This window comes from Thiocapsa imhoffii (assembly GCF_016583985.1).
Lineage (GTDB): Bacteria > Pseudomonadota > Gammaproteobacteria > Chromatiales > Chromatiaceae > Thiocapsa > Thiocapsa imhoffii.
The window spans coordinates 71,309-96,212 of the sequence record NZ_NRSD01000009.1 but is presented as its reverse complement, the minus strand read 5'-3'; the positions used below and the strand labels follow the sequence as shown (position 1 = coordinate 96,212).

General features: G+C 65.9%; 18 protein-coding genes. 12 read left to right on the top strand and 6 right to left on the bottom strand.

Annotated elements, in window-relative coordinates; all coding sequences use genetic code 11:
• Positions 1 to 49: 49 nt before the first annotated feature.
• On the bottom strand, positions 50 to 1,027 hold the full coding sequence (locus CKO25_RS10310; protein WP_200387853.1) for a response regulator: 978 nt from the start codon (positions 1,025 to 1,027) through the stop codon (positions 50 to 52).
• Between the two features lie 188 nt (positions 1,028 to 1,215).
• Here CKO25_RS10310 and pgl point away from each other — a divergent pair, with 188 nt between their 5' ends.
• From pgl to CKO25_RS10270, 8 genes are all read left to right on the top strand, one after another.
• Entirely contained in the window at positions 1,216 to 1,902 is a 687-nt protein-coding gene (pgl, locus tag CKO25_RS10305) for a 6-phosphogluconolactonase (RefSeq protein WP_200387852.1), read from the top strand.
• 872 nt (positions 1,903 to 2,774) lie between these two features.
• On the top strand, positions 2,775 to 3,731 hold the full coding sequence (locus tag CKO25_RS10300; RefSeq protein WP_200387851.1) for an AAA family ATPase: 957 nt from the start codon (positions 2,775 to 2,777) through the stop codon (positions 3,729 to 3,731).
• 17 nt (positions 3,732 to 3,748) lie between these two features.
• The gene (locus tag CKO25_RS10295; protein WP_200387850.1) at positions 3,749 to 4,666 is read left to right on the top strand and encodes a DUF58 domain-containing protein; all 918 of its coding nucleotides are present in this window, start codon (positions 3,749 to 3,751) and stop codon (positions 4,664 to 4,666) included.
• A 14-nt stretch (positions 4,667 to 4,680) separates the two neighbouring features.
• A complete protein-coding gene (locus CKO25_RS10290) occupies positions 4,681 to 5,295 on the top strand; it encodes a DUF4381 domain-containing protein (RefSeq protein WP_200387849.1) in 615 nt (204 codons plus the stop codon).
• Positions 5,296 to 5,304: 9 nt separating this feature from the next.
• Positions 5,305 to 6,348, top strand: a complete 1,044-nt coding sequence (locus tag CKO25_RS10285; RefSeq protein ID WP_200387848.1) for a VWA domain-containing protein — start codon at positions 5,305 to 5,307, stop codon at positions 6,346 to 6,348.
• The gene (locus CKO25_RS10280; protein ID WP_200387847.1) at positions 6,345 to 7,376 is read left to right on the top strand and encodes a vWA domain-containing protein; all 1,032 of its coding nucleotides are present in this window, start codon (positions 6,345 to 6,347) and stop codon (positions 7,374 to 7,376) included. The genes CKO25_RS10285 and CKO25_RS10280 overlap by 4 nt, the downstream gene beginning before the upstream one ends.
• Complete coding sequence (locus CKO25_RS10275) at positions 7,373 to 8,851, top strand: hypothetical protein (RefSeq protein WP_200387846.1); 1,479 nt, start codon at positions 7,373 to 7,375, stop codon at positions 8,849 to 8,851. Before CKO25_RS10280 ends, CKO25_RS10275 begins: the two co-directional genes overlap by 4 nt.
• The gene (locus CKO25_RS10270; protein WP_200387845.1) at positions 8,845 to 10,695 is read left to right on the top strand and encodes a BatD family protein; all 1,851 of its coding nucleotides are present in this window, start codon (positions 8,845 to 8,847) and stop codon (positions 10,693 to 10,695) included. Before CKO25_RS10275 ends, CKO25_RS10270 begins: the two co-directional genes overlap by 7 nt.
• Positions 10,696 to 10,849: 154 nt before the next feature.
• On the opposite strand, the gene rpmG is transcribed toward CKO25_RS10270, so the two are convergent.
• A complete protein-coding gene (gene rpmG, locus CKO25_RS10265) occupies positions 10,850 to 11,017 on the bottom strand; it encodes a 50S ribosomal protein L33 (protein WP_200387844.1) in 168 nt (55 codons plus the stop codon).
• A 14-nt stretch (positions 11,018 to 11,031) separates the two neighbouring features.
• On the bottom strand, positions 11,032 to 11,268 hold the full coding sequence (gene rpmB, locus CKO25_RS10260) for a 50S ribosomal protein L28 (RefSeq protein WP_200387843.1): 237 nt from the start codon (positions 11,266 to 11,268) through the stop codon (positions 11,032 to 11,034).
• Between the two features lie 210 nt (positions 11,269 to 11,478).
• Here rpmB and CKO25_RS10255 point away from each other — a divergent pair, with 210 nt between their 5' ends.
• A complete protein-coding gene (locus tag CKO25_RS10255) occupies positions 11,479 to 11,808 on the top strand; it encodes a tetratricopeptide repeat protein (RefSeq protein WP_200387842.1) in 330 nt (109 codons plus the stop codon).
• 205 nt (positions 11,809 to 12,013) lie between these two features.
• Here the strand turns inward: CKO25_RS10255 and CKO25_RS10250 are convergent, their stop codons facing one another.
• Complete coding sequence (locus CKO25_RS10250; protein WP_200387841.1) at positions 12,014 to 16,924, bottom strand: nSTAND1 domain-containing NTPase; 4,911 nt, start codon at positions 16,922 to 16,924, stop codon at positions 12,014 to 12,016.
• Positions 16,925 to 17,196: 272 nt separating this feature from the next.
• Here CKO25_RS10250 and CKO25_RS10245 point away from each other — a divergent pair, with 272 nt between their 5' ends.
• The gene (locus CKO25_RS10245; RefSeq protein ID WP_200387840.1) at positions 17,197 to 19,158 is read left to right on the top strand and encodes a tetratricopeptide repeat protein; all 1,962 of its coding nucleotides are present in this window, start codon (positions 17,197 to 17,199) and stop codon (positions 19,156 to 19,158) included.
• 116 nt (positions 19,159 to 19,274) lie between these two features.
• The gene (locus CKO25_RS10240) at positions 19,275 to 20,546 is read left to right on the top strand and encodes a BPSS1780 family membrane protein (protein ID WP_200387839.1); all 1,272 of its coding nucleotides are present in this window, start codon (positions 19,275 to 19,277) and stop codon (positions 20,544 to 20,546) included.
• A gap of 80 nt (positions 20,547 to 20,626) precedes the next feature.
• On the opposite strand, the gene CKO25_RS10235 is transcribed toward CKO25_RS10240, so the two are convergent.
• Positions 20,627 to 22,735, bottom strand: coding sequence for a YgiQ family radical SAM protein (locus tag CKO25_RS10235; RefSeq protein ID WP_200387838.1), 2,109 nt, complete (start codon positions 22,733 to 22,735; stop codon positions 20,627 to 20,629).
• 108 nt (positions 22,736 to 22,843) lie between these two features.
• Here CKO25_RS10235 and CKO25_RS10230 point away from each other — a divergent pair, with 108 nt between their 5' ends.
• Entirely contained in the window at positions 22,844 to 23,437 is a 594-nt protein-coding gene (locus tag CKO25_RS10230) for an SIS domain-containing protein (protein WP_200387837.1), read from the top strand.
• A gap of 103 nt (positions 23,438 to 23,540) precedes the next feature.
• Here the strand turns inward: CKO25_RS10230 and mnmE are convergent, their stop codons facing one another.
• Positions 23,541 to 24,881, bottom strand: a complete 1,341-nt coding sequence (gene mnmE, locus CKO25_RS10225) for a tRNA uridine-5-carboxymethylaminomethyl(34) synthesis GTPase MnmE (RefSeq protein WP_200387836.1) — start codon at positions 24,879 to 24,881, stop codon at positions 23,541 to 23,543.
• Positions 24,882 to 24,904: the final 23 nt, after the last annotated feature.

The following is a 24,904-nucleotide window of genomic DNA, read 5'->3' as shown; positions in this document are numbered from 1 at the left end:
TGGGGTGCTCGGCTAGGGTGACCTGATCCGCTCAAGAGTCGGGATGGATTCAGCGTTCATGGCGCGGCTTGAACAGATCACGCACGGCGGTCAGCGCGCCTAGGGTGCGCTGCCGCAGCCGCGCGGACCCCTGTGCGAACTCGCCCGGACTCGGCCAGGGAACCCCCTCCTGGGGCGACGCCGCCGACCGCGGGGACGTGGCGGCGTGCGCGTGCCGATCCGTCGTGACCGCTAGGGTCTGCGTCAGGTCCGCGACGATCTCGGCGCGCTCCCGGGCGAGCGCTTCGCTGAGTCGGTGGGTGATGAGTTCGGGTAGGATTTCATCGCACAGACGCCGCTCCAGGTGGTGCAGATCGCCGGACGACACCGGCGGTGGCGCGCCGACGCCCAATTCGGCGAGTCGGGCATCGACGAGATGGCGGGTCTCGGCCATCAACATCTCAGTGAGATCGCGCCGCAGGGATTCGACCAGTTGCGTCAGATGCTTGTTGATCCCGGCCTCGAGCCGTTCGTCGATCAAACCGCGCAGTGCCCGTGGGTCGATGGATTCGAGCGGTGCCGTCGCGCTCCGCGCGAGCCCGCCTGCGGGGGCGGGCGGCGCCGCCGGCTCCCCACCCGCGCGCGGCGGGGTCCCGGCGAGCACCTGGCGCAACTCCGCGATGATCTGGGGCAGGCGTTCCGTGACGAGCGACTTCGGCAGGATGCTCAAGATCCCCTTGCGCCGCGCCAAGGCGGCGAAGTCCCCATCCTCCTGAGAGGCACAGAGAACGATCGGAATCTGGGCCGTGCGCGGGTCGGTGCGGATGATCTCCATGGCCTCCAGGCCGTTCAAGCCCGGCATCACATGGTCCATGAAGATGGCATCCGGCACCTGCGTCTTCAGGATTTCCAAGCCGGCTTCGGCGGAATCCGCTGTCTCAACGTCGAGCCCGAGCTGTTGCAGTTCGATGCGCAAGGCATAGCGGGTGACCTTGGAGTCGTCGATCAGCAGGATCTTCATGGCGGCGGCGCGAGCGGTCTCGGTCATGTGGATGAAAGGCCGAAGTTTAACCCAGAGGGGCTGTTTGAGGCCCATTCGACGCGTGCGGCAATGCGCGGCGGCCGCCGGTGACATCGGGCTGGATTCCGCTGGTGCGATATGCCAGCCTGAACCCGCTGACACCAACCTTACCGACACCTAAAAACCAGAACCACCACCAAACGGAGGACTACGCCATGGTCGAATCCCAGGTCCAGTTCGAGCAATTCGATTCCGCCGCCGCCGTCGCCACGGAAACCGCGCGACGCATCAGCGCGGCAGCCCGCCGCGCGATCGCCGCGCAGGGGCGCTTTCGCTGTGTCCTGGCGGGCGGGCGGACGCCACTCGAGGCCTACGCCCAGCTGGTGGACGAGGCCGAGGATTGGGCACGGTGGTATCTCTACCTCGGCGACGAACGCTGCCTGCCACCCGATCACCCTGAACGCAACAGTCGTGCCATCACGGAGGTCTTCAGCGCGCATGTGCCCATTCCCACCGAGCATCTGCATTGGATCCCATCGGAGTTGGGGCCCGAGCTCGCGGCGGCCCGCTACGATCGACTGCTCGCCGCCGTGCTGCCGGTCGATCTGATCCTGCTCGGCATGGGCGAGGACGGCCATACCGCCAGTCTCTTTCCCGGTCAGAGCACCGCCGAGGGGATTCGTGCCGCGCCGGTTCACGGCGCACCGAAACCGCCACCCGAGCGGGTCACCCTCACCCCCATGGCCCTGGCGGCTGCGCCCGTGCGCCTGATCCTGGTCACGGGCAGCAGCAAACGCGAGGCCCTCGCGGCATGGCGCAAGGGTGCCGACCTGCCGGTGGCGCGCGTGGCGGCCCTGGGGCCGACCCAGGTGCTGTTCGATAACGAGGCCGCCGGAACCTGAGACGGCTCACCGCCTGGTCCACTGCGCGGGTGGTTCCGCATCGCGTGGCCGCAACGGGTCACGCGGTGTAGGACCATCACGCGGGTGACCCGAGCGCGGAATGCTGGACGACTGAACACGGACTGCGAAACCGTCACTTAGCGGTCATTCTTCGGACCCTGTCTCGTCACAGCGAAGCAACACGCACAGAATAGAGGGCATTTCACAGATGCCAACAAAATCTGTGGATAAGTTTGTGAAGAAGTGGTCTCCAAGCCGAACGGAAGGCTTGTCCTGTCTTGCTTCGGAACAAATCGGTCAAATCTTGACCGCATGCAATCCGCCCCATGAAATCAACGGTTTGACGATTCGTGCTCAACCCCACTGGATCGCCTCGGTGTCGTCGCCGACCCCGCGCCGGGCGGTTCGGATGCATGTGTACAACCGCCTTGTCAAGCCGGCGCCGGGGCGCGCCGAGGGCATCGCGCAGGACCCTGATCATCCGGGGGCGGCCACGGGATCGAACCCTGCCGGCGGGCACCCAAGGTGCGTGCCATGGACCGAGAGAGGACGCTGCCGAGGAGGCTTGCACTCAAGTGTAAAAAGACCGAGCATAGCCAGGCGGAGTGAGTCAATGCTGAGCATTGCTCTTCCGAATGGTGCGCAAACGATGGAGTTTGACATCGCGGGCTATCGGCGCGGCCGGTTGGCCCGCCCGGAGGCGGCCCGCTGTCGATCCGTCAATCGCTGATGCAGTCACGTCGTCGGCCGGACCACTCCAGTCGCCACGTCGGACCTCCAGCACTCAACCCTGTCCGGCGACCCTGCAGGCCTTGACCGGAGTCGCCCCCCGAACCCTTCGGGTCCGCCATTCTGCCGAGAAGTGCCCGAGCATGACGCCCACCGATCTCAAGCCCGTTCGCGACCACATCGCCGCTCAGATCATCGGGCAGGCTGATTTCATCGACAGCATGCTGATCTGTCTGCTCAGCGATGGACATCTGCTGGTCGAGGGCATGCCGGGACTGGCCAAGACCACGGCGGTGAAGGCCCTCGCCGAGGCCGTGGAGGGGGATTTCCATCGGATTCAATTCACCCCCGACCTCTTGCCCTCGGACCTCATCGGCACGGACATCTATCGCCACGAGAAGGGCGAGTTCGAGTTCCGCCCAGGCCCGCTCTTTCACAATATCCTGCTCGCCGACGAGGTGAATCGCGCCCCGGCCAAGGTGCAGTCCGCCTTGCTGGAGGCCATGGCGGAACACCAGATCACCGTGGGTCTGCGCACCTATCCCTTGCCGGACCTCTTCATGGTGCTGGCGACACAGAATCCCGTCGAGCAAGAGGGCACCTATCACCTGCCCGAGGCCCAGCTCGATCGCTTCCTGATGCAGGCGGTCGTGACCTACCCGAGTCGCGAGGAGGAGCTGAAGATCCTCGAACTCGACGCGCAACAGCGCGGCGAACCCGCGGCGCGTCCGGCCGCCCCCTTGTCGCAGGCCGATCTCTTCAGGATGCGGCGTGACGTCTCCGCGCTCTATCTCGACCCCAAGCTGCATCACTACATCGTCGATCTGATCCAAGCCACCCGGCAGCCGCGGCGCTATGATCCGGATCTCGGACGCTGGTGCCGCTTCGGGGCCTCGCCGCGCGCGAGCATCGCGGTCGCCCGCTGCGCCCGTGCCCGCGCCTGGCTCGATGGCGATGAGTTCGTCGCACCCCATCACATCCAGTCCGTCGTGCCCGCGATCCTGCGCCACCGCTTGCTGCTCACCTTCGAGGCCGAGGCCGAGGGCATCACCACGGATGCCTTCGTCGATCGGCTGTTGACGCTGGTGGCCATTCCCTAGGGCTGGACGCCGACGCCATGAGTCTCTACCCCCGTCTCGACGATCTCCTGGAGCTGCGTCATCAGGCCCATACCCTGGGCATGTCATCCCATCACCTGGTCAACTCGACCTTTACCGGGCTCTATGCCTCGGTGTTCCGAGGCGCGGGGGTCAATTTCGAGGAGGTGCGCGAGTATCGCGAGGGCGACGACATTCGTTACATGGACTGGAAGGTCACCGCGCGCATCAATGAGCCGCACATGAAGATCTTCCGCGAGGAGCGCGAACGCTCGGTGGTGCTCTGCGTCGATAAAGGACCACACATGGCGTTCGGCACGCGCGGCACCTTCAAGTCGGTTCAGGCCGCGCGCGCGGCCGCCTTGATTGGCTGGGCAGCCTCCCGCTTGAACGATCGCGTCGGCGGTCTGGTCTTCGGTGACCCGGCCGCTGGACTGCAGCATTTTCAGCCCTCGCGCGGCCGGCGCGCACTCTGGCAGTTGTTACGCACCCTGACGGAACCGGGCGCCGAACTCGATCCCTCCATCGACTGTCTCGGCGGCGCCTTGCGCCGGGCGACCGCGGGGCTGCCCACCGGCTCCTTGGTGTTCGTGATCGCCGATCTCAATCGGGATGCCATGGGACTGGAGCGCACCCTCGGTGATCTCGGCCAGCGCAACTCGGTGGTCCTGATCCCGATCGATGATCCGGCGGATTGGGAGATTCCCGCGATGGGTTACACCACCTTTATGGGCACCGATGGCACCCTAATCGAGGTCGATACCGATGATCCGGCGGCACGCGCGGCCTACCATCTCGCCTGGGAGGGACGACGCGCCCTGCTCCAAGCGATCACCCAGCGGCTCGGCATCCTGTTGCTGCCGGTGCGCACGGACACCGAGATCCACCTCAGCCTGATCCGCGCCCTCGAGCAGCGCGCGCGATCGCGGGCCGTGTGAGGTCAATAGGCGCGATGGAGACCCTCTCCCCATCCCTCCAACAGACTGCCCTGTTGCGCGATATCCATGAGATCCCGCCGCTCCCCTGGTGGCCGCTCGCCCCCGGATGGTGGCTGGTGGCGCTGGCCCTGATCGCGGCGGGGCTGCTGCTCTGGCGTTGGCGCGCACCGCTCAGCGTGCGTATTCCGCTGCCGGGTCTCACACTCGGCACCTGGCGCTGGGAGGCGGCCGCCGCCCTGCGTGATTTGCGGCGTCGCGTCGCGCGGCGACAGGACCCGCGCGCGCTGCTCGGTGAGTTCTCCGAACTGTTGCGACGCATCGCCATGGCGCGGCTGGGACGGGAGGCCTGCGCGGGTTTGCAAGGAGAGGCTTGGCTCGCCTGGTTGACCCAGCATGATCCCCGTGGTTTTTCCTGGTCCGAGCGCGCGCGCGTCCTCATCCTTGGCCCCTATGCCCCGCCGGAGCATCAACCGGAAGCCGGTACGGCTCAGGATCTCCTGCATCTGATCGACGCCGCACTGGCCTGGGTCACCGTCGCGGACGCGCGGGGGCGGTGGTGGCGGTGGCGACCCTGGAATGGGAGCCCGCGTGCACCGGGGCGATCAGCGCGCCCTGGCCCGATCCGTTAAGGCCGCCCCATGTTCGAGTTCCATTGGCCTTGGGCCGCACTCCTCTTGCCGCTTCCGCTCCTGCTCCACTGGCTGTGGCCCGAGCGGGGCGATGCCGCCGATCGCACGCAGACGCTCGAGGGCCAGCAGGTGACGCTCCGGCATCCTCAACTGAGCACCTTGGAGGCCGCCTTCAGCGTGCGCCGACCGCGCCTGCGTCTGGGTGGGTGGCTCTACCGTCTCTTGCTCGCGCTGCTCTGGATCGCACTGGTGCTCACCCTGATGCGCCCGCAGTGGCTGATGCCCTATACCGAGATCAGCACCCCGGGTTATGACCTCATGATCGCGGTTGATGCCTCGCACTCCATGGAGGCCCTGGACTTCACCGTCGAGGGCCGCCCGGTCAATCGCATGAGCGTGGTGCGGGGGGTCATGGGCCGTTTCATCGACGGGCGCAACGGCGACCGCGTCGGGCTCGTGGTGTTCGGCACCCAGGCCTTCGTGCTGGCCCCCCTGAGCCTTGACCGCCTGGCGGTCCGCCAACTGCTCGACGGCATCGTCCCCAGCATCGCCGGACCCGCGACCGCGCTGGGCGACGCCATCGCGCTTGGGGCCGCGCGACTGCGTGAACGCCCTGAAGGCTCCCGGATCTTGATCGTGATTGCCGATGGGGACAACAATGCGGGCCATTTCTCGCCGCTCGAGTCCGCGGACCTGGCCCGACAGCTCGGGGTGCGAGTCTATGTGATCGGCGTGGGCAGTACCGAGGCACGGATTCCCATCCTCGAGGAGGGCGTGGTGCGCTATCGCGACGATCTGACGATGGACGAGGGGACCTTACAGGAGATCGCCGAACGCACCGGCGGCGCCTACTTTCGCGCCACCGATACGCGCGCCCTCGAAACCATCTCCGCACGCATCGATCAGTTGGAGAAGACCGAGGCGGAGACGCGCACCGCCTATCTGCCGCAGCCACTCTATCGGTGGCCGCTCGGCGTGGCCCTCATCGCGCTGCTTGCCCTGGGTCTCTTCCCGGCGGGTCGGGCGCGTTTCCTCACGGGGCCGACCCCATGATGGAAGGCGGACTGCATTTTGCCCAGCCGTTCTGGTTGCTTGGTCTGCTGATGCTGCTGCCCGTGGCCTATTGGCTCAGGCGCAGTGCCATCCGGGCCGCGCAGGGTCCGCTGCATCGCTACGCCGACCCCCATCTGCTGCCGCACTTGACCGGAACGCGCGAACTGCGCGCACCCGAGCGCTGGCGCCGCGACCTGCGTTGGAGCCTGCTCTGGACCCTGCTGCTGGTGGCAATGGCGGGACCGCGGTGGGATGCGACCGATGTGCGACTCTTCCATCCCGGCAACCATCTGCTGGTGCTGCTGGATCTGTCGCGTTCCATGCAGGTCGCCGACGTGAGTCCGAATCGCCTGGCGCGCGCCCGGCATGAGATGAGTGACCTGATTCAGAAAAACCGCGAGCTGCGGCTCGGCTTGATCGTCTTCGCCACCGTCCCGCTGGTGATCTCGCCCTTGACCGATGAGACCCAGAGCATCCTCAATGCCTTGCCCGCGCTCACCACGGATCTGGCGAGTCCGAATCTGCAGGGAAGTCGCCTCGCCGCCGCCTTGACCCTCGCCGAACAACTGCTCGCCGGCCTTCCTGCCGAGAGTGCGCGCGCCATTCTCTTGATCTCCGACGGCGACTTCGAGGAACCGGATCTCCCGGAGCAGGTCGCCCGCTTGGCGGCCCAGGGCGTGGTCTTCCATACGCTTGGGGTCGGCTCCACGAGCGGCGGCGAGGTCCCCGCGCCCGGCGGGGGCGTGCTGCGGGATGCGCGCGGCGAACCGGTGCGCTCGGCGCTTGATGAAGCGCTGCTGATGGACCTTGCCGCCGCGGGCGGTGGGCTGTATCGCCGCGCCGATTTCCGTGACGAGGATACCGCGGCCATCCTGCGTGCCGCGACCCGGTCGGGCGGACCGCCGCAGACTCGTGACGAACGCACCTATATCTGGAACGAACGCTTCTGGATTCCAGTGGCCCTGGTGATGTTCCTGCTCCTCCCTCAGCTGCGTGCCCTTGGTGCGCGCCGGAGGCCAGGGCGATGAAGACCCGAACACCCCCCCTGGGCACGCCGGCGACTCGCGTGCCGAGCGCACGCCACGGACCGGTCGGACCCCTGCTGATCCTCGTCAGTGGGTTCTGCGGACTGGCTCACCCTGGCCTGGTCGCGGCCGATTGGTTCAAAACCACCGAGCAGAAGGCCTTTGAGCAGTATCAAGCCGGTGATGCCGAGGGTGCGGCGGAGCAGTTCCGCGAGCCCTATCGCAAAGGCGTCGCCCTCTATCGGGCCGGGCGGCTCGAGGAGGCCGAGAGCGCGTTCCTCGCCGCCGAGCAGGGCCAGTACGCCCAGTCGGCCCGCTACAACCTGGGCAATACCCGCTTCGAGCGCGGTGACTACACCGGGGCTGCCGCGGCCTATGAGTCCGTGCTGCGCCAGCAGCCCGACCATGAGGACGCGGCGCACAATCTCGCCGTGACGCGCGCCACGTTGGCGCGTCTCGAGCAGGAGCAATTTCGCGAGACCGAGCGCCTTGCGCAGGATCAGCCCGACGAGGAGCAGGAGCCATCCGAGCCCTCGGAACAGAGCGCGTCCGACGAGCAGGGTGAGTCCGCGCAGCAGGACTCGGAGACCGCGCAAGACGATGCCGCGGAGCAGAGCCAAGCGGGACAGGACAGCGAGGGAGAAGACGACTCGGGCGACTCGCAAGGCCCGGGCAGCGGTGCTCAGCCGTCCGCGGACGAGGGTGCGACCGGCGAGCAGCCGGGCGAGCCCTCCGCCGCGGGCGGTGCCGATGAGATGGATGCATCAAGAGGTGCCCCAGACGAGGAGACGACCGCGGGTGAAGGCTCCGCCGGGGACTCGGCCAGCGCCGGGGCCGCATCCTCCGAGGATCGCGATGAGCAGGGTGGCGGTGGCGACACCACCGCTGGGCGAGCGGATGCGGCCGGTCCCCCGGATTCCGAGATCGCGTCCGGGACGGAGGAGCGGCCCACCTCCGAGCCGGGTCCAACGCCCCCTGAACCCCCGCCGGATCCAGGGCCAGAACCGGATAGGGCAGGGTCCGACACCGATCCAGCGGCCGACCCTGATGCACCAGACGCGGGTGAGGAGACGGGCGCTGGCACAGAACCCGGCGATGCGGCGCCGGCTGCGCGGGCGGAGGGTGACGAGACCGATCGCATGGACCGGTCGGGGCGCCGCCCAGAGGGGTCCGCGCCGGCCTCATCGACTGAGGCGATGCCGCCGGAGCGTGTCTCGGATGCGGATGCGGGCGCAGCGATCACGCAGTTCGATCAACTCGCCGACGATGTGGGTGACCCACAAGGCGCGGAGGGCCTTGGCGAAGAGGGCGCGGGCGAGGATGCGGACGCGAATGCCGCGGGTCTGGCCCTGATGGAACAACGCTTGAAACAGGTCGAGGGGAGCCCTGCCATCCTGCTACGCAATCAGTACCGACTCGAGGAGTTACGCTGGATCCAAGGAGGAAGCACCCCGCTGTTGGAGAATCGCCCGTGGTGATTTCCGCGCACCCGAGGATGGCCGTGGATCAGGGGGGGCGGCGCGACCGCCTTCTTGTGCCTCTGTTCGTCGTGCTCTGCCTGATCAGCACGGCAACCTGGGGCTGGCCCTATGGACCGCCCTATGGCCCAGCGGCGGGACCACCGCCCGGCCATGCCCCCGGTCCGCCCCAGGGCAGCTATCCCCAAGCGCCAGTTGGTTCCGGTCCGCCGGCAGCCCCACGACAGAGTCCGTGGGAGTTCCGGCAGCCACCCCAAAGCCATGCCGAAGGGACACCGCCGGGTCCACTTCCAGCCCCCCAGCCGATGATGCCGGGATGGTCCGGTGGTTATCCCCAGCCGGTCTATCCTGGCATGCCGGGTCAAGCCCCAGGGGGGCGACCGACTCCCTACCCGGGTCCCTACTCCGCACCCGCGACCGGACCGGCGCAGGGTTCGCCGCCCCGACTCGAGGTCAGGCTCGGGAGCCAGGAGCCCTATCTGCAACAGCCGATCGTGCTCGATGTTCGCTTAATCAGTGGCGAGAATCCGAGCGAGGCCAGTCTGGAGTTGCCGATCTCCGGTGACGTGCTGATCCAGCGACTCGAAGGACCAACCCTTGAGGTCCAGGATCTGGGTCGAGGTCGGCGCGAGATCGTCAATCGCTTTCAGCTCATCCTGATCCCGCTGCGCGCCGGGGACCTGGAGATTCCACCGATCAGCGTCATTGGAAACGTCCGCGGTTACGGCGGCTCCTCGCAGCGCTTCGAGGCCACGGCGGATCAGCCCATGCGGCTGCGGGTCCAGCCCGCGATCGCCACCGTCAGTCCCTGGTTGCCGTTGCAGTCCTTGAGTCTGAACGCGACCATCGAGCGCGAAGAGGAGCTGGTGCCCGGGCAGCCGGTGACACTCGCGCTTGAGCTGAACGCCATCGGCGCCACCCCGGCGCAGCTTCCGAGCCTGGTGGATCAACTCACGAACCCCGGACTGCGGGTCTATCGCGAACAGGTGGTGAGCGAGGGCGGTCTGACCCCTGACCGTCAGGGGCTGTTTGCCCGTCGTGTCGAGTTCTACACCCTGGTCCCTCAAGCGACCGGGCGCCTGGTGCTGCCGGAAATCAGCCTGACCTGGTGGAACACTCAACTGGGGACACCAGAGGTCGCGCGTCTGCCGATGCGTATCCTGTCCATTGGGGGAGCGGGCAACGGTTTGGGGATGCCCGCGGCGCTCGCCGGCGCGCCTGAGTGGGGGCTGGTTTGGCTGCCGTTCGTCGCCATCCTCTTGGTCATCGCAGGCTACTGGGGCGGGGTCCTCTATGGTGCGCACACCGGGCGTCTGAGTGGCACGCGGACCAGGCCGCACCCGGGTCGCCTGGCGGCCGTGCAGGCGCGCCTCGCGACGCTCCACCTGCGGCTGCGGCAGCGTGGGCTGGCCCTGATCGAACCCCTGCGACCCGCGGTCATCCTGGCCCGTTCACGCGCGGCACTCCAGGCAGCGCGGCCGCGCAGTAGCCGGTTTTTGAGCTGTGTTCATCAGGCCAATGGCGCCACCGATCCAGTCGATTGGTGCAACCGCTTCGCACAGGGTGCCCGCAGCCGCTTGCGCTTCCAGGGCGAGATCACGCAGCCCAACCTGGTCAAACTCATCCTGACGCTCCGTCCCAGGGCCGATGCGGCAAGGCTCGCGCAACTGATCCAGGAACTCGACGCCGCGCTCTACGGCCAGCGTCCGGCGGATCTCGATTTCCCTCGCTGGAAACGCGAGTTCACCCATGAAGTCAGTCGGCGCACGGAGATCCTGCGCCGCCTGACCCATCGCATCCCGGTCAAGCGCGCCGTCTTGCCAGCCCTGAACCCTGGAGCCTAAGGCCTGGCTCGGACGCGCTCGGGTGGGTCGAGGAGGGGATCGCGACGCGGCGATGATCGTCGCCGCACGACCGAGATGGGCGGACCGAGCGGACGTTCAGGCACAAAAAAGCCCGCTTGAGCGGGCCTTGATGCCACCGGGACGCCCGTGGATCCTATTTGATCTTGCCCTCTTTATAGAGCACATGCTGACGGACGACGGGATCGAATTTCTTGATCTCCATCTTTCCCGGTTGGTTTCGCTTGTTCTTGGTCGTGGTGTAGAAATGACCGGTGCCGGCACTGGAATTGAGCCGGATCTTATCGCGTGCTGCCTTCGCCATCTCGAGTTCTCCCGTTAGACCTTATCACCGCGGGCACGGATCTCGCCGAGCACCACATCGATCCCACGTTTGTCGATGACACGCATCCCTTTGGTCGAGACGCGCAACTTCACCCAGCGTTGCTCGGACGCGACCCAGAAGCGTCGATCGTGAAGATTCGGCAGAAAACGTCGCTTCGTCTTGTTGTTCGCGTGAGAGACATTGTTGCCGACCATCGGTCGCTTACCGGTGACTTGGCAGATCTTGGACATGACGGAATCCCTGAAAATTCGCTAGGACGAGCTTCGAGCAAGTCAAGACGCGGAAAGATATCATGCTCTCCCGTTTCTGCAAAGTCCCAACATGCGATCGCAGGGCGGTCATGGGAGCAGCGGTGCGCGAGCAAGGTCGCACCAACACGCACGCCGGCAAGGAGTCGAGTATCCTCCATCCTTCGACTCGCCCGAGAAGGACACACGACCATGACCCGGCCCGATAACAGCTATCTGAAGGACCTGATCCTCCTGCGTCATGATCCCTCGAAGGTCGCGCGCATCCGCGCGGCTGCCGAGCGTGGCGAGGTCGATGCCCAATATGCCCTGGGTCTCATCTATGCGGAAGGGCGCGGGGTGGAGATCGATCTCGCCCAGGCGCACTTCTGGCTCACCTTGGCGATCGCGCAAGGTGATCAGGATGCCGATCTCCTGCGTAACATCGTCGGCAGCCAGATGAGCGATGCGGAATTCGCCGCCGCCCAAGCCCTCGCCCTCGCGCATCGGGCCACGCACCCCGAATCCAAGACCTGCCATTGAACTCGTCTCCGAGCGCGTCTGGTCGCTTTTTTATCGCGTCGGCCGAACGCCCTGGCTGGCGCGAACATGGGTATGCATCACACCGGCCGTGCTGGTGCGCCCGGTCGGGATCCCGATGACGCGAGCGGCCCCGCGGCCCCATCGCTGACTCGACGAGGGCTGTCTAGGGCTGTCTAGGGCTGTCTAGGGGGGGCTCGGCGTGGGCTTACTCGGCTGAGCGACGTGGATGATCGAGCCAGTTCTCCTGTTTGAAGCGCTCCGCTTCGCGGATCAGCGCCAAGCGCGAACGGTCCCGCCCCCACACGGCGTCGAGACGCGGCGCTGGACCCGTTTCCTCGGTCCAGAGCCGCCAGAGCAAGGTGGTGTTGTCCCAGTAAGCCGCGCCGATACTCTGTCCGTCCGGACTGAACGCGGCAAAGGCGACCCCTCCAAAATCGGCCGATAGGATCAGAAAGGGTTCGAGCACCGTGTCGCTCGCACGACGTGGACGCTGCCACATGCGCACCGTGCCATCCCGCGACGCGGTCAGGATCCAACGGCCATCGGCACTGAATTGCGCAGAATAGATCCGGTCCTTGTGATCGACCAACTCCGCGATCAGATGGCCATGGGTCGACCAGAGTTGCGCGCGTGCATCCAGGGCTGCCGTCACCAGCTCCTGACCGTCGGGGGCGAAGTCCACGCTGTAGAGTGCCCCGGCCTGAGGCTCCAACAGATGCCGCAGCGTACAGGCCTGCGGGGACAGCGCGAGCAAGGCGGCACGCCCGTCCTCGCTCACCGTCGCCAGTTGCTTGAGATCGGGGGAGAAGGCCAGATCGGTGATGACACTGGTATGGATCGAGGTGGCACAGACCGCACTCCAAACCCCTTTATCATTGGCGCGTAAGACACGCACCCCCCCGGTCTCATCGCCGAGGCCGACCCAGGTCGTTCCATCCGGCCCGCGTGCAAGCGTCGCCGCCGGAACCCCCGCGATGAAGTCGCCCCACGGCGGTTCGCTCGCCACGGGCGCGCAGGATTTCGGATCCCACAGCCGCACCGGGCGATCCGGTTCGCTCGAGGTCGTCAGGAGCCAGGATCCGTCCGGTGAGAAGAGCGCCCACTGACCATTCGGGCAGGCGGGACCCTGGTCCTGACACGGCAGGCCGTCCGTGGTCAGATGAAGCGGACAACCCTGCCCGGTGTCGAGGTCCCACACCCAAGCCGTGCCATCGTGTCCCACGCTCGCCACTTGATCCGCCGCCGGGGAAAAGGCGACACGCCGCACTCGGCCCTGGTGGCCGGTGAGCGTCCAACGCAGCAGGGGTGGCGAGACGGTGTCGGCACGACGCGCCTGCTCCCACACCGCGACGCGGCCATCGAAGGCCGCGGTGGCGAGCAGGGTCGTCCCGCGATCGTTCGGGTCGGCATCGGCGGCGGGAGGAACGGCGGCCATCGCGAGATGCCAGACATGATCCTCGCTGGGCAGATGGAATGCGAGGGTCTCGAGCGGTCGCGCCGACCAAAGTCGCGCGGATCCATCCAGATCCGAATAGGTCAGGATCCGCTGACCATCATCGCTGAAGCGGGCATCGGAGACGGCCTCGTCGTGACTGAAGGTCGCGACCTCCCGCCCCGTGATCAGGCCCCACAGGCGTGCGGTCTTATCGAGCGATGCGCTCAAGACCAGCGGCTCGTGATCCTCTACATCGGAGCGCTGACCGATCCGCAGATGCTCGACGCTCAACCCATGGTGCCCGAGGATCTCCGCGCGCCCACTCGGCAGATGCCAGCGCACCACCTGACCGCTGTCATCGCCCGCGACCAGATCCTGTCCATCCGGTGCGAAGACCGCCTCGCGCACGGCCGACTTGTGGATTCGGATCGACCGACCATCGCGTTCGAGCACGCCGAGTTCGGCCAGTTCCTGGCCGGCGAGGTCGTAGACGCGAATCCGTTCATCGGCCGAGGCGACCGCAACGCGACGGCCCGCGGGGTCGAAACGGGCTGAATTGGCCGGACGTCCGAGCGACCCGCGCCGCGGGAACACAGCTTGCTCGGTACCGGTCGCGCGCTCAAGCAGGCGCGCCGATCCGTCGCGCGAGGCGGTCAAGAGCTGTTCGCTATCAGGCGAGAAGACCAGGCTGCGCACCTCCCCGCGATGGATCGGGAGATCCCAAAGAGGTGCGCCGGGACGGGTCAGATCGAGGACGCACACGGCGAAGCGGTCCTGCGGCGCCCCGTGTGAAACGGCGAGAAAGCGCTGGTTCGGGGCGATGGCGATGGGGCTGTCCGAGCGTGCGCCACACGCCCAATCCGGCGGCTGATCAGAACGCGCCGGAAGACGCCAGATCCCGCGCTCGCCGATGCCGAGGATCATCTCGGATTCGGTGCCGATGAAGCGAATCGAGTGAATCGCCAGCGCGGGATCCGCCAGGATTCCCAAGGATCGAAAGCGTTGACCATCCAGCTCCCAGAGTTCCGCGCCCTTGCCAGTGGATTGGGTCACCAGCTGCTGCCCATCATCGCGAAAGGCCGGTGACATCGGCTGGACGCCCGGCGCGACATCCGATTGCACCATGGCGATCAATCGGTTGGCGGTAAAGGCTCGGCTCAGGGTATCGGTCGCGGCCTTCGGCAGATAGGGGCCCGCGCCCAGTGCCAGCCGCACCGCCTCGGGGGTGTTGCCACGCTGCACGGCCAGATCGGCCGCCTTCAGCAGGCTGCGCTGCAAGTTCAAGGTCGCCTCACGCGAGGCGTTCCAAGCCCAGAGGGCGGCCGAGGTGGAGAAGACCAGGAGGGTGGCTAAGGTCAGACCGAACAGGCGTGCCCAGCGATTGCGCGCCCGCTGATAGACCAGGTACTGCTGTGATTGCTCCAGGAATTGCTGTTCGAGCGGCTCGAGTTCGTCTGGGTGCTCCTCGGCGAAGCGCCGGGCCGCGGCATAGCCGCGCTCACCAAGGAGATACTCACGGTTGCAATCGGTGCGGCGCCACAGTCGGGACTGACGCGAGATCTGATAGCGCAGGATCAGGTCGCGTCGGTGCGCGGGTTCGTCCAGCCAGTCGCGCACCGGCGACCAGTGCTGAAAGAGTACTGGGTGGATCAAGGTGACGACCGGGCGATGCTCGGCCCAGTTCGGCGCTGGCGTCGCGTCCGCCGGGGCGGCGGTGCCGGGGATCACTGGGCTCAGCTCGGACTCGCCCGCGAGCGCAAACCCACGCTCCGTGCCGAGATCCTCCAGAACCGGGGCGGTGCCTTTGCCACGCAGTCGCTCTCGCCATTCCTCGCCGCTCTGGGCGAGCAGTTGGCGCAGCGACTCGATCAGGGTCGGCGGACCCTGACCACAGTCACGACGCCCCCCCGGATCGACCACGGCGTCGGCCACGATCAGGCGCGCCGCGATCAGGCGCTCGAGCAACTGCGCGACCATCGGGTTGCGTCGCAGCGTTCCAAGATCGCCCTTGCGTGCCGCCAGCTGTGACCGCCCACCCCCTTCGAGGGCCACCAGGGCGCGGCACAGGACGGGCAGGGCGCCCTGGAGCGCGGCATCGAGATCCGTCCAGAGTGTCTCGGCGCGGTGCAGGAGGGTACCTGACAAGCCGCCGACCTGACGATAGTCCGCGAGGGTCAAGACCCGGTGGATCGGCGCGTCGGCGGACACTGACGCGGTCTCGGTCGCCCGCCGATAGATGGCGTTGAGGGCCGGCGCCAGAACCGCTGGCCAGTGTTCGAGCCGACTGGCCTCCGCCTCCAGGATCTCGACCAATCCCTGGCTGTCCGCGCCGGTCATGGCTTCGTATTCAATCCCGGCCATGCGTGCCGGGATCTCGATCACCTGGCGGATGCGCGCCGGGGGCGGCGGCTCGACTTGATACCAACTGTGCTCATCGAGCAGCGTCACCAATTCCGGCAGGTCGGCGAGACGCTCGAGATGATCGCTGCGCAACGAGGCGATCACCCACACCCCCTCGCGGGCGGCGAGCCGCGCAAGCGCCCGGACCAAGTCCCGCGCCCCCGGCACCACCCCCGCGGCGGACTCGAAGAGCGGGTCGAGCGGATCGATGATGATCGCCAATTGCAGACGACCCTCGACGCCGGTCCCGCGCATGGCGGGGGCGGCACCGAGCTGATTCAGGGCGGCTTGGATCTGGTCCGCCGCCACCGCCGGCTCGCTGAGCAGCAGCCGCTCCAGACGCTCGCGGTCCAGCCCAAAGGCATCCAGCGCCGGACCCAGCATGCCGGTCCCGGCGAGCGCTCGCGACAGTGCCGCGAGCGGGGTCTCCCGCCCCAGTTCGACCAGGCCCCAGCGGCAGCCGGCAATTCCGGGGAAGAGGAAGGGACGCACCAGGCGCGGCAAGAGACCGGCGCGAATCAGCGAACTCTTGCCCACGCCACTCGCCCCGCTGAGCAGCAGCAGGCCACGCCCCGCACCCTGCAGGTGATCCAGCCGCCCGATCAGCTCGCGGCTCTCGGTCTCACGGCCCGTGAAGACCCGTTCGTCCTTGAGTTCGAATGACACACCGTCACGAAAGGGACTGCCACGCCAATCACCGGCGTCCGCGGCCAGGCGCCGCTCGGCGCTGATGCGCCGATTGAGCAACTTGCGCAGCTGGGTCTCGAGCAGCTGCCGAAACGATCGGTCGTTGGCGAACTCCCGAAACGCGCGACTGAAACTGCCATCGGGATTGAAGAAATGCTCGCGAAAGAAGGCGTCGAGGCGGTGTCGATCGGCCAGGGCCTCGCGCGTCGCCTCGGCATCATTGACATCCACCATGCGTGGCGCGGACTTCTTATAGACCAGCACCTCGGGGCGACCGGTGTGGGCCGAGGCCCGCACCGCATCCACGAACTCCCATTCGGTCCCCGTCATGCCGCCGTAGGGATCCTCGGCCAGCGGGGTCCCGAGTCGGGTCCAGAGCATCACCAGCACGATCTCGCACTCGGATGGGCGCAAGAGACCCGCCTGGAAACTTTGCGCGGCCGTCAAGGCCTCTTCTTCCCAGAGAATCGCCTGAAGATCAAAATAGGGCAGATACTCTTGAGTGAGCGCCGCGATCACGTCCTTCACGAGCGCACGCTCGTGCTCGAGATCGGAGGGCGAGGAGACGAAGATTCTGACCTTGGCTTCAGGCATGGTGGGGCATCGAGATTGGTTCTGCGGCAACTATAGACGAGGTTCGTTGACGAGACAGGGTTGCGCGGATGGCACGTCGCGACGGACCCTGTGCCAGATCATCGACACGATGAACCCACGAAGGTTTAAAATCAGCCTCAATATGGTCTTCCTGACGACGACCGATTGCTGTTTGTCGAATGCGGTGCATGCAACCCCATGGGCAGACCGGCCCCGCTCCGCTTGAGCGGGCTGCTTTCACGACCGACCTCCAGCCGACGGAGGAGACCGCGATGCCGAACCATGACATGGCCGATGCCCAACGCTTCGAACAGATGATCCAGCGCGCCGTGCGGCAGATCCTCGTCGCCCCGGATCCAGAGCAATTTCTGGCTTGGGCACTGGAGCATCTCCCGGAACTGCTCGGGCTGCGGGAGGGTCCGCTTGAACCTAACGAGCAGCGCCGTCTCTCGTATCTGCTCGGCTCCGCGATCTGGAACGCCACACCACAACCCACCGACGCCTTTCAGATCCATCGGCTGAAACCCCACCCAGCGGATGAGCGCTGTCCATGCGGTTCGGGCGACCGCTATGACGACTGCTGTGGCGGGATCGAGGACCTGCCCGAACTCGCCTCCGAACTCGTCTGGGAGATTCTGCTGGAGGAACTGCCCGAACAGGGACTGCGCGAGGCACTCTCGATCCAGGCGGTGCCGGAACCCTTGTTGGCCCAGATCGCGGAGCGTTGGTTGGACGAAGATCGACCGCGCCGCGCGACCGCCTTACTCGAGCCCATTTTCGCGGGGGCACTCGATGACCTCGATGCCGAATATGAGCCCGCGATCGATATCCTCTGTGATGCCTATGACCGCCTCGGTTATACGCACAAGAAACAGCGCTTTCTCGAGCGACTGTGCGCGGAGGGCAGTCGCGCGCTGCGGGCGGTCGCCTGGCAACGGCGCTGCACCATGGCGATTGACGAGGGCACCTTCGGCCCGGCCCAGGACGCCTTTGAAGCCGCGTTGCGAAGTGACCCGGACAATCCGGGCACGGCTATTCTCGAAATCACGCTGCTTGCCGCGCAGCATCAGAATTGGGTCGCGCGGGAGCGGGCACGCTTCTGGCGTCGACGCTTTCGCAACGTCGGCCTCGAGCATGCTGGCCTCGACACCTTCCTCTCGGACGCAATTGACGATCCACAACAGGCGCTGATCGCGAGCCAAGCCGATTCGCTCGATCCCATGCTGTTGGATCTCACCGATTGGATCGATCAGATCCACACCCGCCCACTGCCGGACTATCGGCTCGAACCCGTCCAGCTGCGCGCGCCCGACTGGTTGCCCGGGCAGCTCACCCTGTTCGATGATGTCCAACTCCAGACCTCGGACGTGCCGAGCGAGCGTGCGGCCTCACCCGAGTCACGGCACGACGGTATCACGGCGCGACTGATCGCGCCGGGTGAACTCCAGCGACTCGAGTCAGACTGGACGGCAATCTATCCGGGCACCAAACCCACCTCGACCCAGCTGGCCCCATCGGAGGAGATCGACCTCTGGTCGAACGCGGCCTGGCTGGAGCAGCTCTTGACGCAACCGGCGCTCGCCGACAGCCTCGAGGTGCTCGACGATCTGGCCACCGCGCTCTATCTGCACCCGGAGAGTGCCTATCCCTGGGTGTCCCATCGGCTGCTTCGACCCCTACTTGAGCGCGCCGGCGCCATCCTCGATCAGCTGTTGACACGCGAGGGACCCTGTCAGACCCCCTGGCTCATCCTGGAAAATCGTCCGGCGCTGCGTCTGCTCTTTCGTCTCTATCTGTGTCGGCTGGAGGAGCGCGAGTCGCAAGCAGCGGTGCGCACGCTCGAGACCCTCTTGGAGTTGAACCCGCGAGATCATCACGGGATTCGCGCCGAGTTGATGAATCACTATCTGCGTGACGGCGAGGACGAGCGCGCCCTGGCGCTGGCGCGGCGCTTTCCGAATGACGCCCTCGCCGATCTGGCCTATGGCGAGGTGCTCGCCCTCTATCGCCTGGGTCGGCAAGAGCGCGCGCGGCTGGTGCTTTCGACCGCGATCAATCGCTTGCCCAGCATCCCGCGCTATTTAACTCGCAAACGGATCAAGCAGCCGCGCTTGTCCGCTCCGGGCAATACTCCGGGCAGCGATGATCAGGCCTGGCTCTATCGCGAGGCGATGCGTGATGTCTGGGAGGCCGAACCCGGGATTCTCGCCTGGTTGCGGCGCATGACGGCCTGAATGCCGTGGTGAAGAGGATCGCCTGATCACCACGAAGGCGGCCCACGAGGATCGTCTCTCGCACTGGGGCGAGCGGCCCCGGTTCGGTCCAATCGCTACACGACAGGAGCATCGAGATGGTCGATCGCTACCGGATCCTCTATGCCGGCGAACTCATGCCGGGATGCACGCCTGAGGAGGTGGTGCCGAAGCTAGCGGCAAAATTCAAGGTCGCGGAGGAGGTCGCGCGCGATTTGCTTCGTTCGGGACGCGGGCGTGTGCTCAAACATGGTTTGAGTTCCGAGGCGGCGAGTCGCTATGAAGCCGCACTCAATGCCGTGGGCCTGAAGGTTGAAGTTGAGGTCGAAGTCGAGAGCGCGGCGACGGACGGAGAACAGGCCACGAGGGAACCAACGACATCGCGCGCCACGGACGACACCGCCACGGCCGGGCCAACCCGGCAGAGCCAGCCGACGAGCATCTGCCCCAAATGCGGTGCCGACGCCGTGGCTGCGCTGACCGGGGTCTGTCAGGCTTGCGGTCTGGTCGTGGATCACTATCTCGCGCATCAACCACCCGGGGCGACGACGGCGGCGGATGGTGATGCGATCAGCCACCTCTATGCACCGCCCCAGGCCGATCTGACACCGCCAGTGCCTGCCGACACAACGGATGATCCGCTGCGGGCGCCGCGGGCTCGCCCCGTCGGACAGGGTTGGATGTGGATCGCGGCGGCATGGCCACTGTTCAAGGCCCAACCCTTGGCCTGGATCGGGGCGATTGTGTTGTTCTACATCATCATTGTGATGCTCAGCTTCCTGCCGTTGCTCGGGAGCGTCCTCGTCACGATCGGCACGCCGATGCTCAGTGCGGGGCTCATGATGGGGGCGCACCGCCAAGCCAGTGGAGAGCGCTTTGCCATCAGCGATTTATTCCGTGGCCTCAGCACCCGAGCGGGTCCGCTGGCGCTGGTTGGACTCCTGTACCTGGCGTTTACCCTGGGGATCCTCCTACTGATGGTGGTGCTGTTCCTCGGCATCGTCATGGCCATCTCGAGCGCGCCGCTGAATCTAGCCGAGCTCGATCTCGAGCAACTCGATCTTATCCTGTCCGAACCCCTGATGTTGCTGCCGATCCTGATCGCGCTGCTGTTCGCCATTCCCTTGGCGATGGCGGTCTTCTTCGCCCCGAGTTTGGTCGCCTTGGATCAGGTCCCGGTTCTCCGATCCTTCAGCCTCAGCTTCTTCGGCTGTTTGAAGAATATCCTGCCCTTCCTGCTCTATGGTCTGGCCGCGATCCTCCTGATGATCCTCGGCTCCTTACCCATCTTGCTTGGACTCTTGATCGTCCTACCCCTTCTGACGATCAGCGTCTACACAGCCTATTGGGACATCTATCACGGATCCTGACGCAGCAATCCGACGCCGCAAGCATTCAGACTCCGACCGAATCGGGACGATCGAGGATCCGCGCGGCTCGGACGCGCCGCTCAAGGTCGCGGTCGGCGCGGCGGACCCTTGCGTGGTGCGCGTCGCCCTTCGGGACGCAGGCCGGTTCCGCTCGGCTGGAAACTCGGCACCAGGTGACGCTTGCCGTTTCCGATCAAATCCGCGCGGCCCATCGACATGAGTGCCGCGCGTAACAGCGGCCAATTCTCCGGGTCGTGGTAGCGCAAAAAGGCCTTGTGCAGACGGCGTTGGCGCTGTTTGCGCACCACGCTGATGGTCGGGGCGTCGCGGCTGATGCGTTGCAATGGATTGCGGGCGGTGTGGTACATCGCCGAGGCCACGGCCATGGGCGTTGGCAGGAAGGCCTGCACCTGATCGGGGCGCAGTCCATTGCGCTTGAGCCAGAGCGCGAGGTTCAACATGTCCTCATCAGTCGTGCCTGGATGGGCGGCGATGAAGTAGGGAATGAGATATTGCTCCTTGCCTGCTTCACGTGAGTAGTGGTCGAATAACGTCTTGAAGCGGTCATAGCTGCCCAGACCCGGCTTCATCATCATCTTAAGCGGACCCGCCTCGGTGTGTTCGGGAGCAATCTTCAGATAGCCGCCCACATGATGGGTCACGAGTTCGCGGATGTACGCGGGCGAGCGCACGGCGAGGTCGTAGCGCAGACCGGATGCGATCAGCACACGCTTGATACCCGGGAGGGCGCGCGCGCGGCGGTAGAGTGTGATCAAGGGGCTGTGGTCGGTCTCGAGATTCGCACAGATGCCCGGGAAGACGCAGGACGGGCGGCGACAGGAGGCCTCGATCCGTTCATCCTTGCAGGCGAGTCGCCACATATTCGCGGTGGGACCACCCAGATCCGAAATCGTCCCGGTGAAGCCCGGGGTCCGGTCACGAATTTCCTCGACCTCGCGCAAGATCGATTCCTCCGATCGGCTCTGGATGATCCGACCCTCATGCTCGGTGATGGAACAAAAGGTGCACCCACCAAAACATCCGCGCATGATGTTGATCGAAAAACGAATCATGTCCCAAGCTGGGATCCGCGCCGCGCCGTAGTGACTGTGGGGTCGCCGACTGTAGGGCAATTCATACAGGCGATCGAGTTCCCGCGTGGTCAAGGGGATGGGCGGTGGGTTCAACCAGACGTCACGATCTCCGTGTGCTTGTACCAGGGCCCGCGCATTGCCAGGGTTGGTCTCTTGATGGAAGACCCGTGACGCATGGGCATAGAGGACCGGGTCGTCACGCACCTGTTCGAACGAGGGGAGCCGAATCACCGTGCGGGTGCGATCCTGGCGCAGGGCAGGGCGCTTGCCCATGGAGGGCGGCGCGACCGGCAGACCTGGACGCTCGGAGGTGACCCGGCTGTCGCATGCCGAGTCCTCGTGGCTGTCTGGTGTCTCACGGCGAGCGATCGCTCGCACCGGAGCAGCGAGCTGACTCGCGTCGATCTCCTGCCAGTGTGGTGGTCGGCCGCGCGTCAGATAGGCCGTGCCACGCAGATCACGAATCGTGCTGATGGCCTCACCCCGTGCGAGCCGATGCGCCAGTGCAACGAGGGCGCGTTCGGCATTCCCGTAGATGAGGAGATCGGCCTTAGCATCGATCAACACAGAGCGCCGCACCTGCTCGGACCAGTGATCATAATGCGCGATCCGCCGCAGACTCGCCTCGATCCCACCGATCACGATCGGGACGTCGCGGAAGGCCTCGCGCGCGCGCTGCGCATAGACGATCACCGCCCGGTCGGGGCGCCGCCCCGGATCGGCATTCGGGGTGTAGGCATCGTCCGAGCGCGGACGACGATCCGAGGTGTAACGATTCACCATCGAATCCATGTTTCCGGCGGTGATCCCGAAGAACAGGTTCGGCTGGCCCAAGCGTCTGAAATCCGCGACCGAGGTCCAGTCGGGTTGTGCGATGATCCCCACGCGAAACCCCTGCGCCTCGAGCAACCGTCCGATGATCGCCATGCCAAACGAGGCATGATCGACATAGGCATCCCCGGTGAGGATGATGACGTCGCAACTGTCCCAGCCCAATTCATCCATTTCGGCGCGGGACATCGGGAGCTCGGGGGCCGTTCCCAGTTTATAGGCCCAATGTTTGCGGTATGAGAAGATGTCGGGCGCGGCCTTCATAGGGGGGACCTCGGAGCGTCTGAGCCCACATTCTAGACCATGCGGGTCGGTGAGGCGGTCGGTTCCACGAACACCGGAGCGCGGATCCGCAGACCCATGCGAGAACTGATGAACGACCGATTCGAGGCGCATCTAGACCGACACATCAGCTTGGCCACCCTGGTGCGCGACACACTTGGTCCAGCGGTCACGCTCATGGCGGATCGCGTGATCGCGACCCTCGCCGCGGGACACAAGATTATGCTCTGTGGCAACGGTGGCTCGGCTGCCGATGCGCAACACATCGCCGCCGAACTGACCGGGCGCTATGGGGTGCCGAATCGCCGCGCGTTGGCCGCGTTGGCGCTCAGCACCGACTCATCTGCCCTGACCGCGATCAGCAACGATCTGGGTTTCGATCAGGTCTTCGCTCGCCAGCTCGAAGCCCTCAGCCAACGCGATGACCTCCTCATCGCTATCTCCACCTCGGGGCGGTCGCCCAATCTGATTGCCGCGGTGGAACGGGCACGGCATCTGGGCCTGTACACGATTGGCTTGCTCGGTGGTGATGGCGGGGCTCTGCGCACGCGGGTGGATTTGCCGATCCTGGTGCCGTCTTCCGAGACTCCTCATATTCAGGAACTGCACATCACGCTGGGCCACATCCTCTGTAGCCTGGTCGATGAAGCCTTCCATCCTGATCGCCGAGACTCCGATCGGTGAACGCGGCATGCGGCCGTGTATCCTGGAGTGTGAGGAGAGCGATTCGGCGATCAGGATCGCTTGGCGATGGGCGGGGGCCGTCCGCCGCACTCGGGAACTTCCTTTATTTCCCGATACAAAAGGTCGAGAAGATGCTCCCTAGGAGGTCTTCCGAGGTCACCTGTCCGGTGATCTCACCGAGACAGGTCGCGGCGCGCAGCAGGTCTTCGGCCACCAACTCAGGGCCAGAGCCGTGTTCAAGCGTGGACCGTGCCGCCTCCAGATGTGCCACGGCCCGGCGCAGGGCGTCGAGATGCCGACGGCGCGCGACGAAGGCTCCCTCACCGAGCGCGGTGACCCCCGCGCGTTCCTTCAGATGGGACCGCAAGAGATCCAGTCCCGCTCCGGTCTTGACCGATAGGGCGATCTGCGTGCCGCCATCGCGTTCTTGGACGTGCGGCGCCGTACCCATGAGATCGATCTTGTTGATGATCCGGATGACCGGGACGCCAGGGGGAAGGCTGTCACGGGTCAAGGAATCTGGTGCCTGGGTGACATCCCGGACCCACAGCACCAGCTCGGCGTCACCGAGCTGAGCCTGGGCTCGGCGAACCCCTTCCTGTTCGACCAGATCTTCGCTGTGACGGAGACCCGCGGTGTCGACGATCCGAAGCGGGAGGCCATCGATGCGAATGTCGAGCTTCAGTGGATCCCGGGTCGTCCCCGGGATCGGCGTCACGATCGCTGCATCTTGACCTGCTAAGGCATTGAGTAAACTGGATTTACCCGCGTTCGGTGGACCCGCGAGCACAATCGCGAGACCCTCGCGAATCACGCACCCCTGGTGCGCTTGATCCAGGATGGCCTGGGTCTGCGCGAGCAGATCGCGCAGATCCTCGGCGAGACCAAAATCAGCCGGAAGATCCAACTCCTCGTCGGGAAAATCGAGCGTCGCCTCGAGAAAGGCGCGAACCCGCATCAGGTGTTCGCGAAGAGTCTCGATCTTTTCCGAGAAGACGCCCTGAAGACTGCGCCCCGCAAGCCGCGCGCCGAGCGCGCTCGTACTCTCGATGAGATCGGCAACGGCCTCGGCTTGCGCGAGATCGAGTTTCCCATTCAAAAAGGCACGTTCGGTGAACTCGCCGGCCCGAGCGAGGCGGGCACCAGACTCGAGGCAGCGCTGGAGCAAGAGGTCCATGACGACAGGACCGCCATGTCCTTGTAACTCGAGGACATCTTCGCCGGTGAAGGAATGAGGACCCGGGAAGAAGAGGGCGAGACCCTGATCGATGAAGTCTCCTGCCGCATCACGAAACACACAGAGGGTTGCGAGACGGGGCTTTGGAAGGCGTCCGACGAGATTCGTGGCGATATCCCGGGCACCGGGACCGCTGATCCGAACCACGCCGACCCCACCCATCCCTGGTGGAGTCGCCACGGCAACAATGGTCTCGGCCGTGGTCATGGTGCGGATGGCATCGCCGATGG

What these genes read in the sequence shown, in the direction of transcription:
- CKO25_RS10310 (WP_200387853.1), bottom strand. Translation starts at nt 1,027, where the DNA reads ATGACCGAGACCGCTCGCGCCGCCGCCATGAAGATCCTGCTGATCGAC.
- pgl (WP_200387852.1), top strand. Translation starts at nt 1,216, where the DNA reads ATGGTCGAATCCCAGGTCCAGTTCGAGCAATTCGATTCCGCCGCCGCC.
- CKO25_RS10300 (WP_200387851.1), top strand. Translation starts at nt 2,775, where the DNA reads ATGACGCCCACCGATCTCAAGCCCGTTCGCGACCACATCGCCGCTCAG.
- CKO25_RS10295 (WP_200387850.1), top strand. Translation starts at nt 3,749, where the DNA reads ATGAGTCTCTACCCCCGTCTCGACGATCTCCTGGAGCTGCGTCATCAG.
- CKO25_RS10290 (WP_200387849.1), top strand. Translation starts at nt 4,681, where the DNA reads ATGGAGACCCTCTCCCCATCCCTCCAACAGACTGCCCTGTTGCGCGAT.
- CKO25_RS10285 (WP_200387848.1), top strand. Translation starts at nt 5,305, where the DNA reads ATGTTCGAGTTCCATTGGCCTTGGGCCGCACTCCTCTTGCCGCTTCCG.
- CKO25_RS10280 (WP_200387847.1), top strand. Translation starts at nt 6,345, where the DNA reads ATGATGGAAGGCGGACTGCATTTTGCCCAGCCGTTCTGGTTGCTTGGT.
- CKO25_RS10275 (WP_200387846.1), top strand. Translation starts at nt 7,373, where the DNA reads ATGAAGACCCGAACACCCCCCCTGGGCACGCCGGCGACTCGCGTGCCG.
- rpmG (WP_200387844.1), bottom strand. Translation starts at nt 11,017, where the DNA reads ATGGCGAAGGCAGCACGCGATAAGATCCGGCTCAATTCCAGTGCCGGC.
- rpmB (WP_200387843.1), bottom strand. Translation starts at nt 11,268, where the DNA reads ATGTCCAAGATCTGCCAAGTCACCGGTAAGCGACCGATGGTCGGCAAC.
- CKO25_RS10255 (WP_200387842.1), top strand. Translation starts at nt 11,479, where the DNA reads ATGACCCGGCCCGATAACAGCTATCTGAAGGACCTGATCCTCCTGCGT.
- CKO25_RS10250 (WP_200387841.1), bottom strand. Translation starts at nt 16,924, where the DNA reads ATGCCTGAAGCCAAGGTCAGAATCTTCGTCTCCTCGCCCTCCGATCTC.
- CKO25_RS10245 (WP_200387840.1), top strand. Translation starts at nt 17,197, where the DNA reads ATGCCGAACCATGACATGGCCGATGCCCAACGCTTCGAACAGATGATC.
- CKO25_RS10240 (WP_200387839.1), top strand. Translation starts at nt 19,275, where the DNA reads ATGGTCGATCGCTACCGGATCCTCTATGCCGGCGAACTCATGCCGGGA.
- CKO25_RS10235 (WP_200387838.1), bottom strand. Translation starts at nt 22,735, where the DNA reads ATGAAGGCCGCGCCCGACATCTTCTCATACCGCAAACATTGGGCCTAT.
- CKO25_RS10230 (WP_200387837.1), top strand. Translation starts at nt 22,844, where the DNA reads ATGAACGACCGATTCGAGGCGCATCTAGACCGACACATCAGCTTGGCC.
- mnmE (WP_200387836.1), bottom strand. Translation starts at nt 24,881, where the DNA reads ATGACCACGGCCGAGACCATTGTTGCCGTGGCGACTCCACCAGGGATG.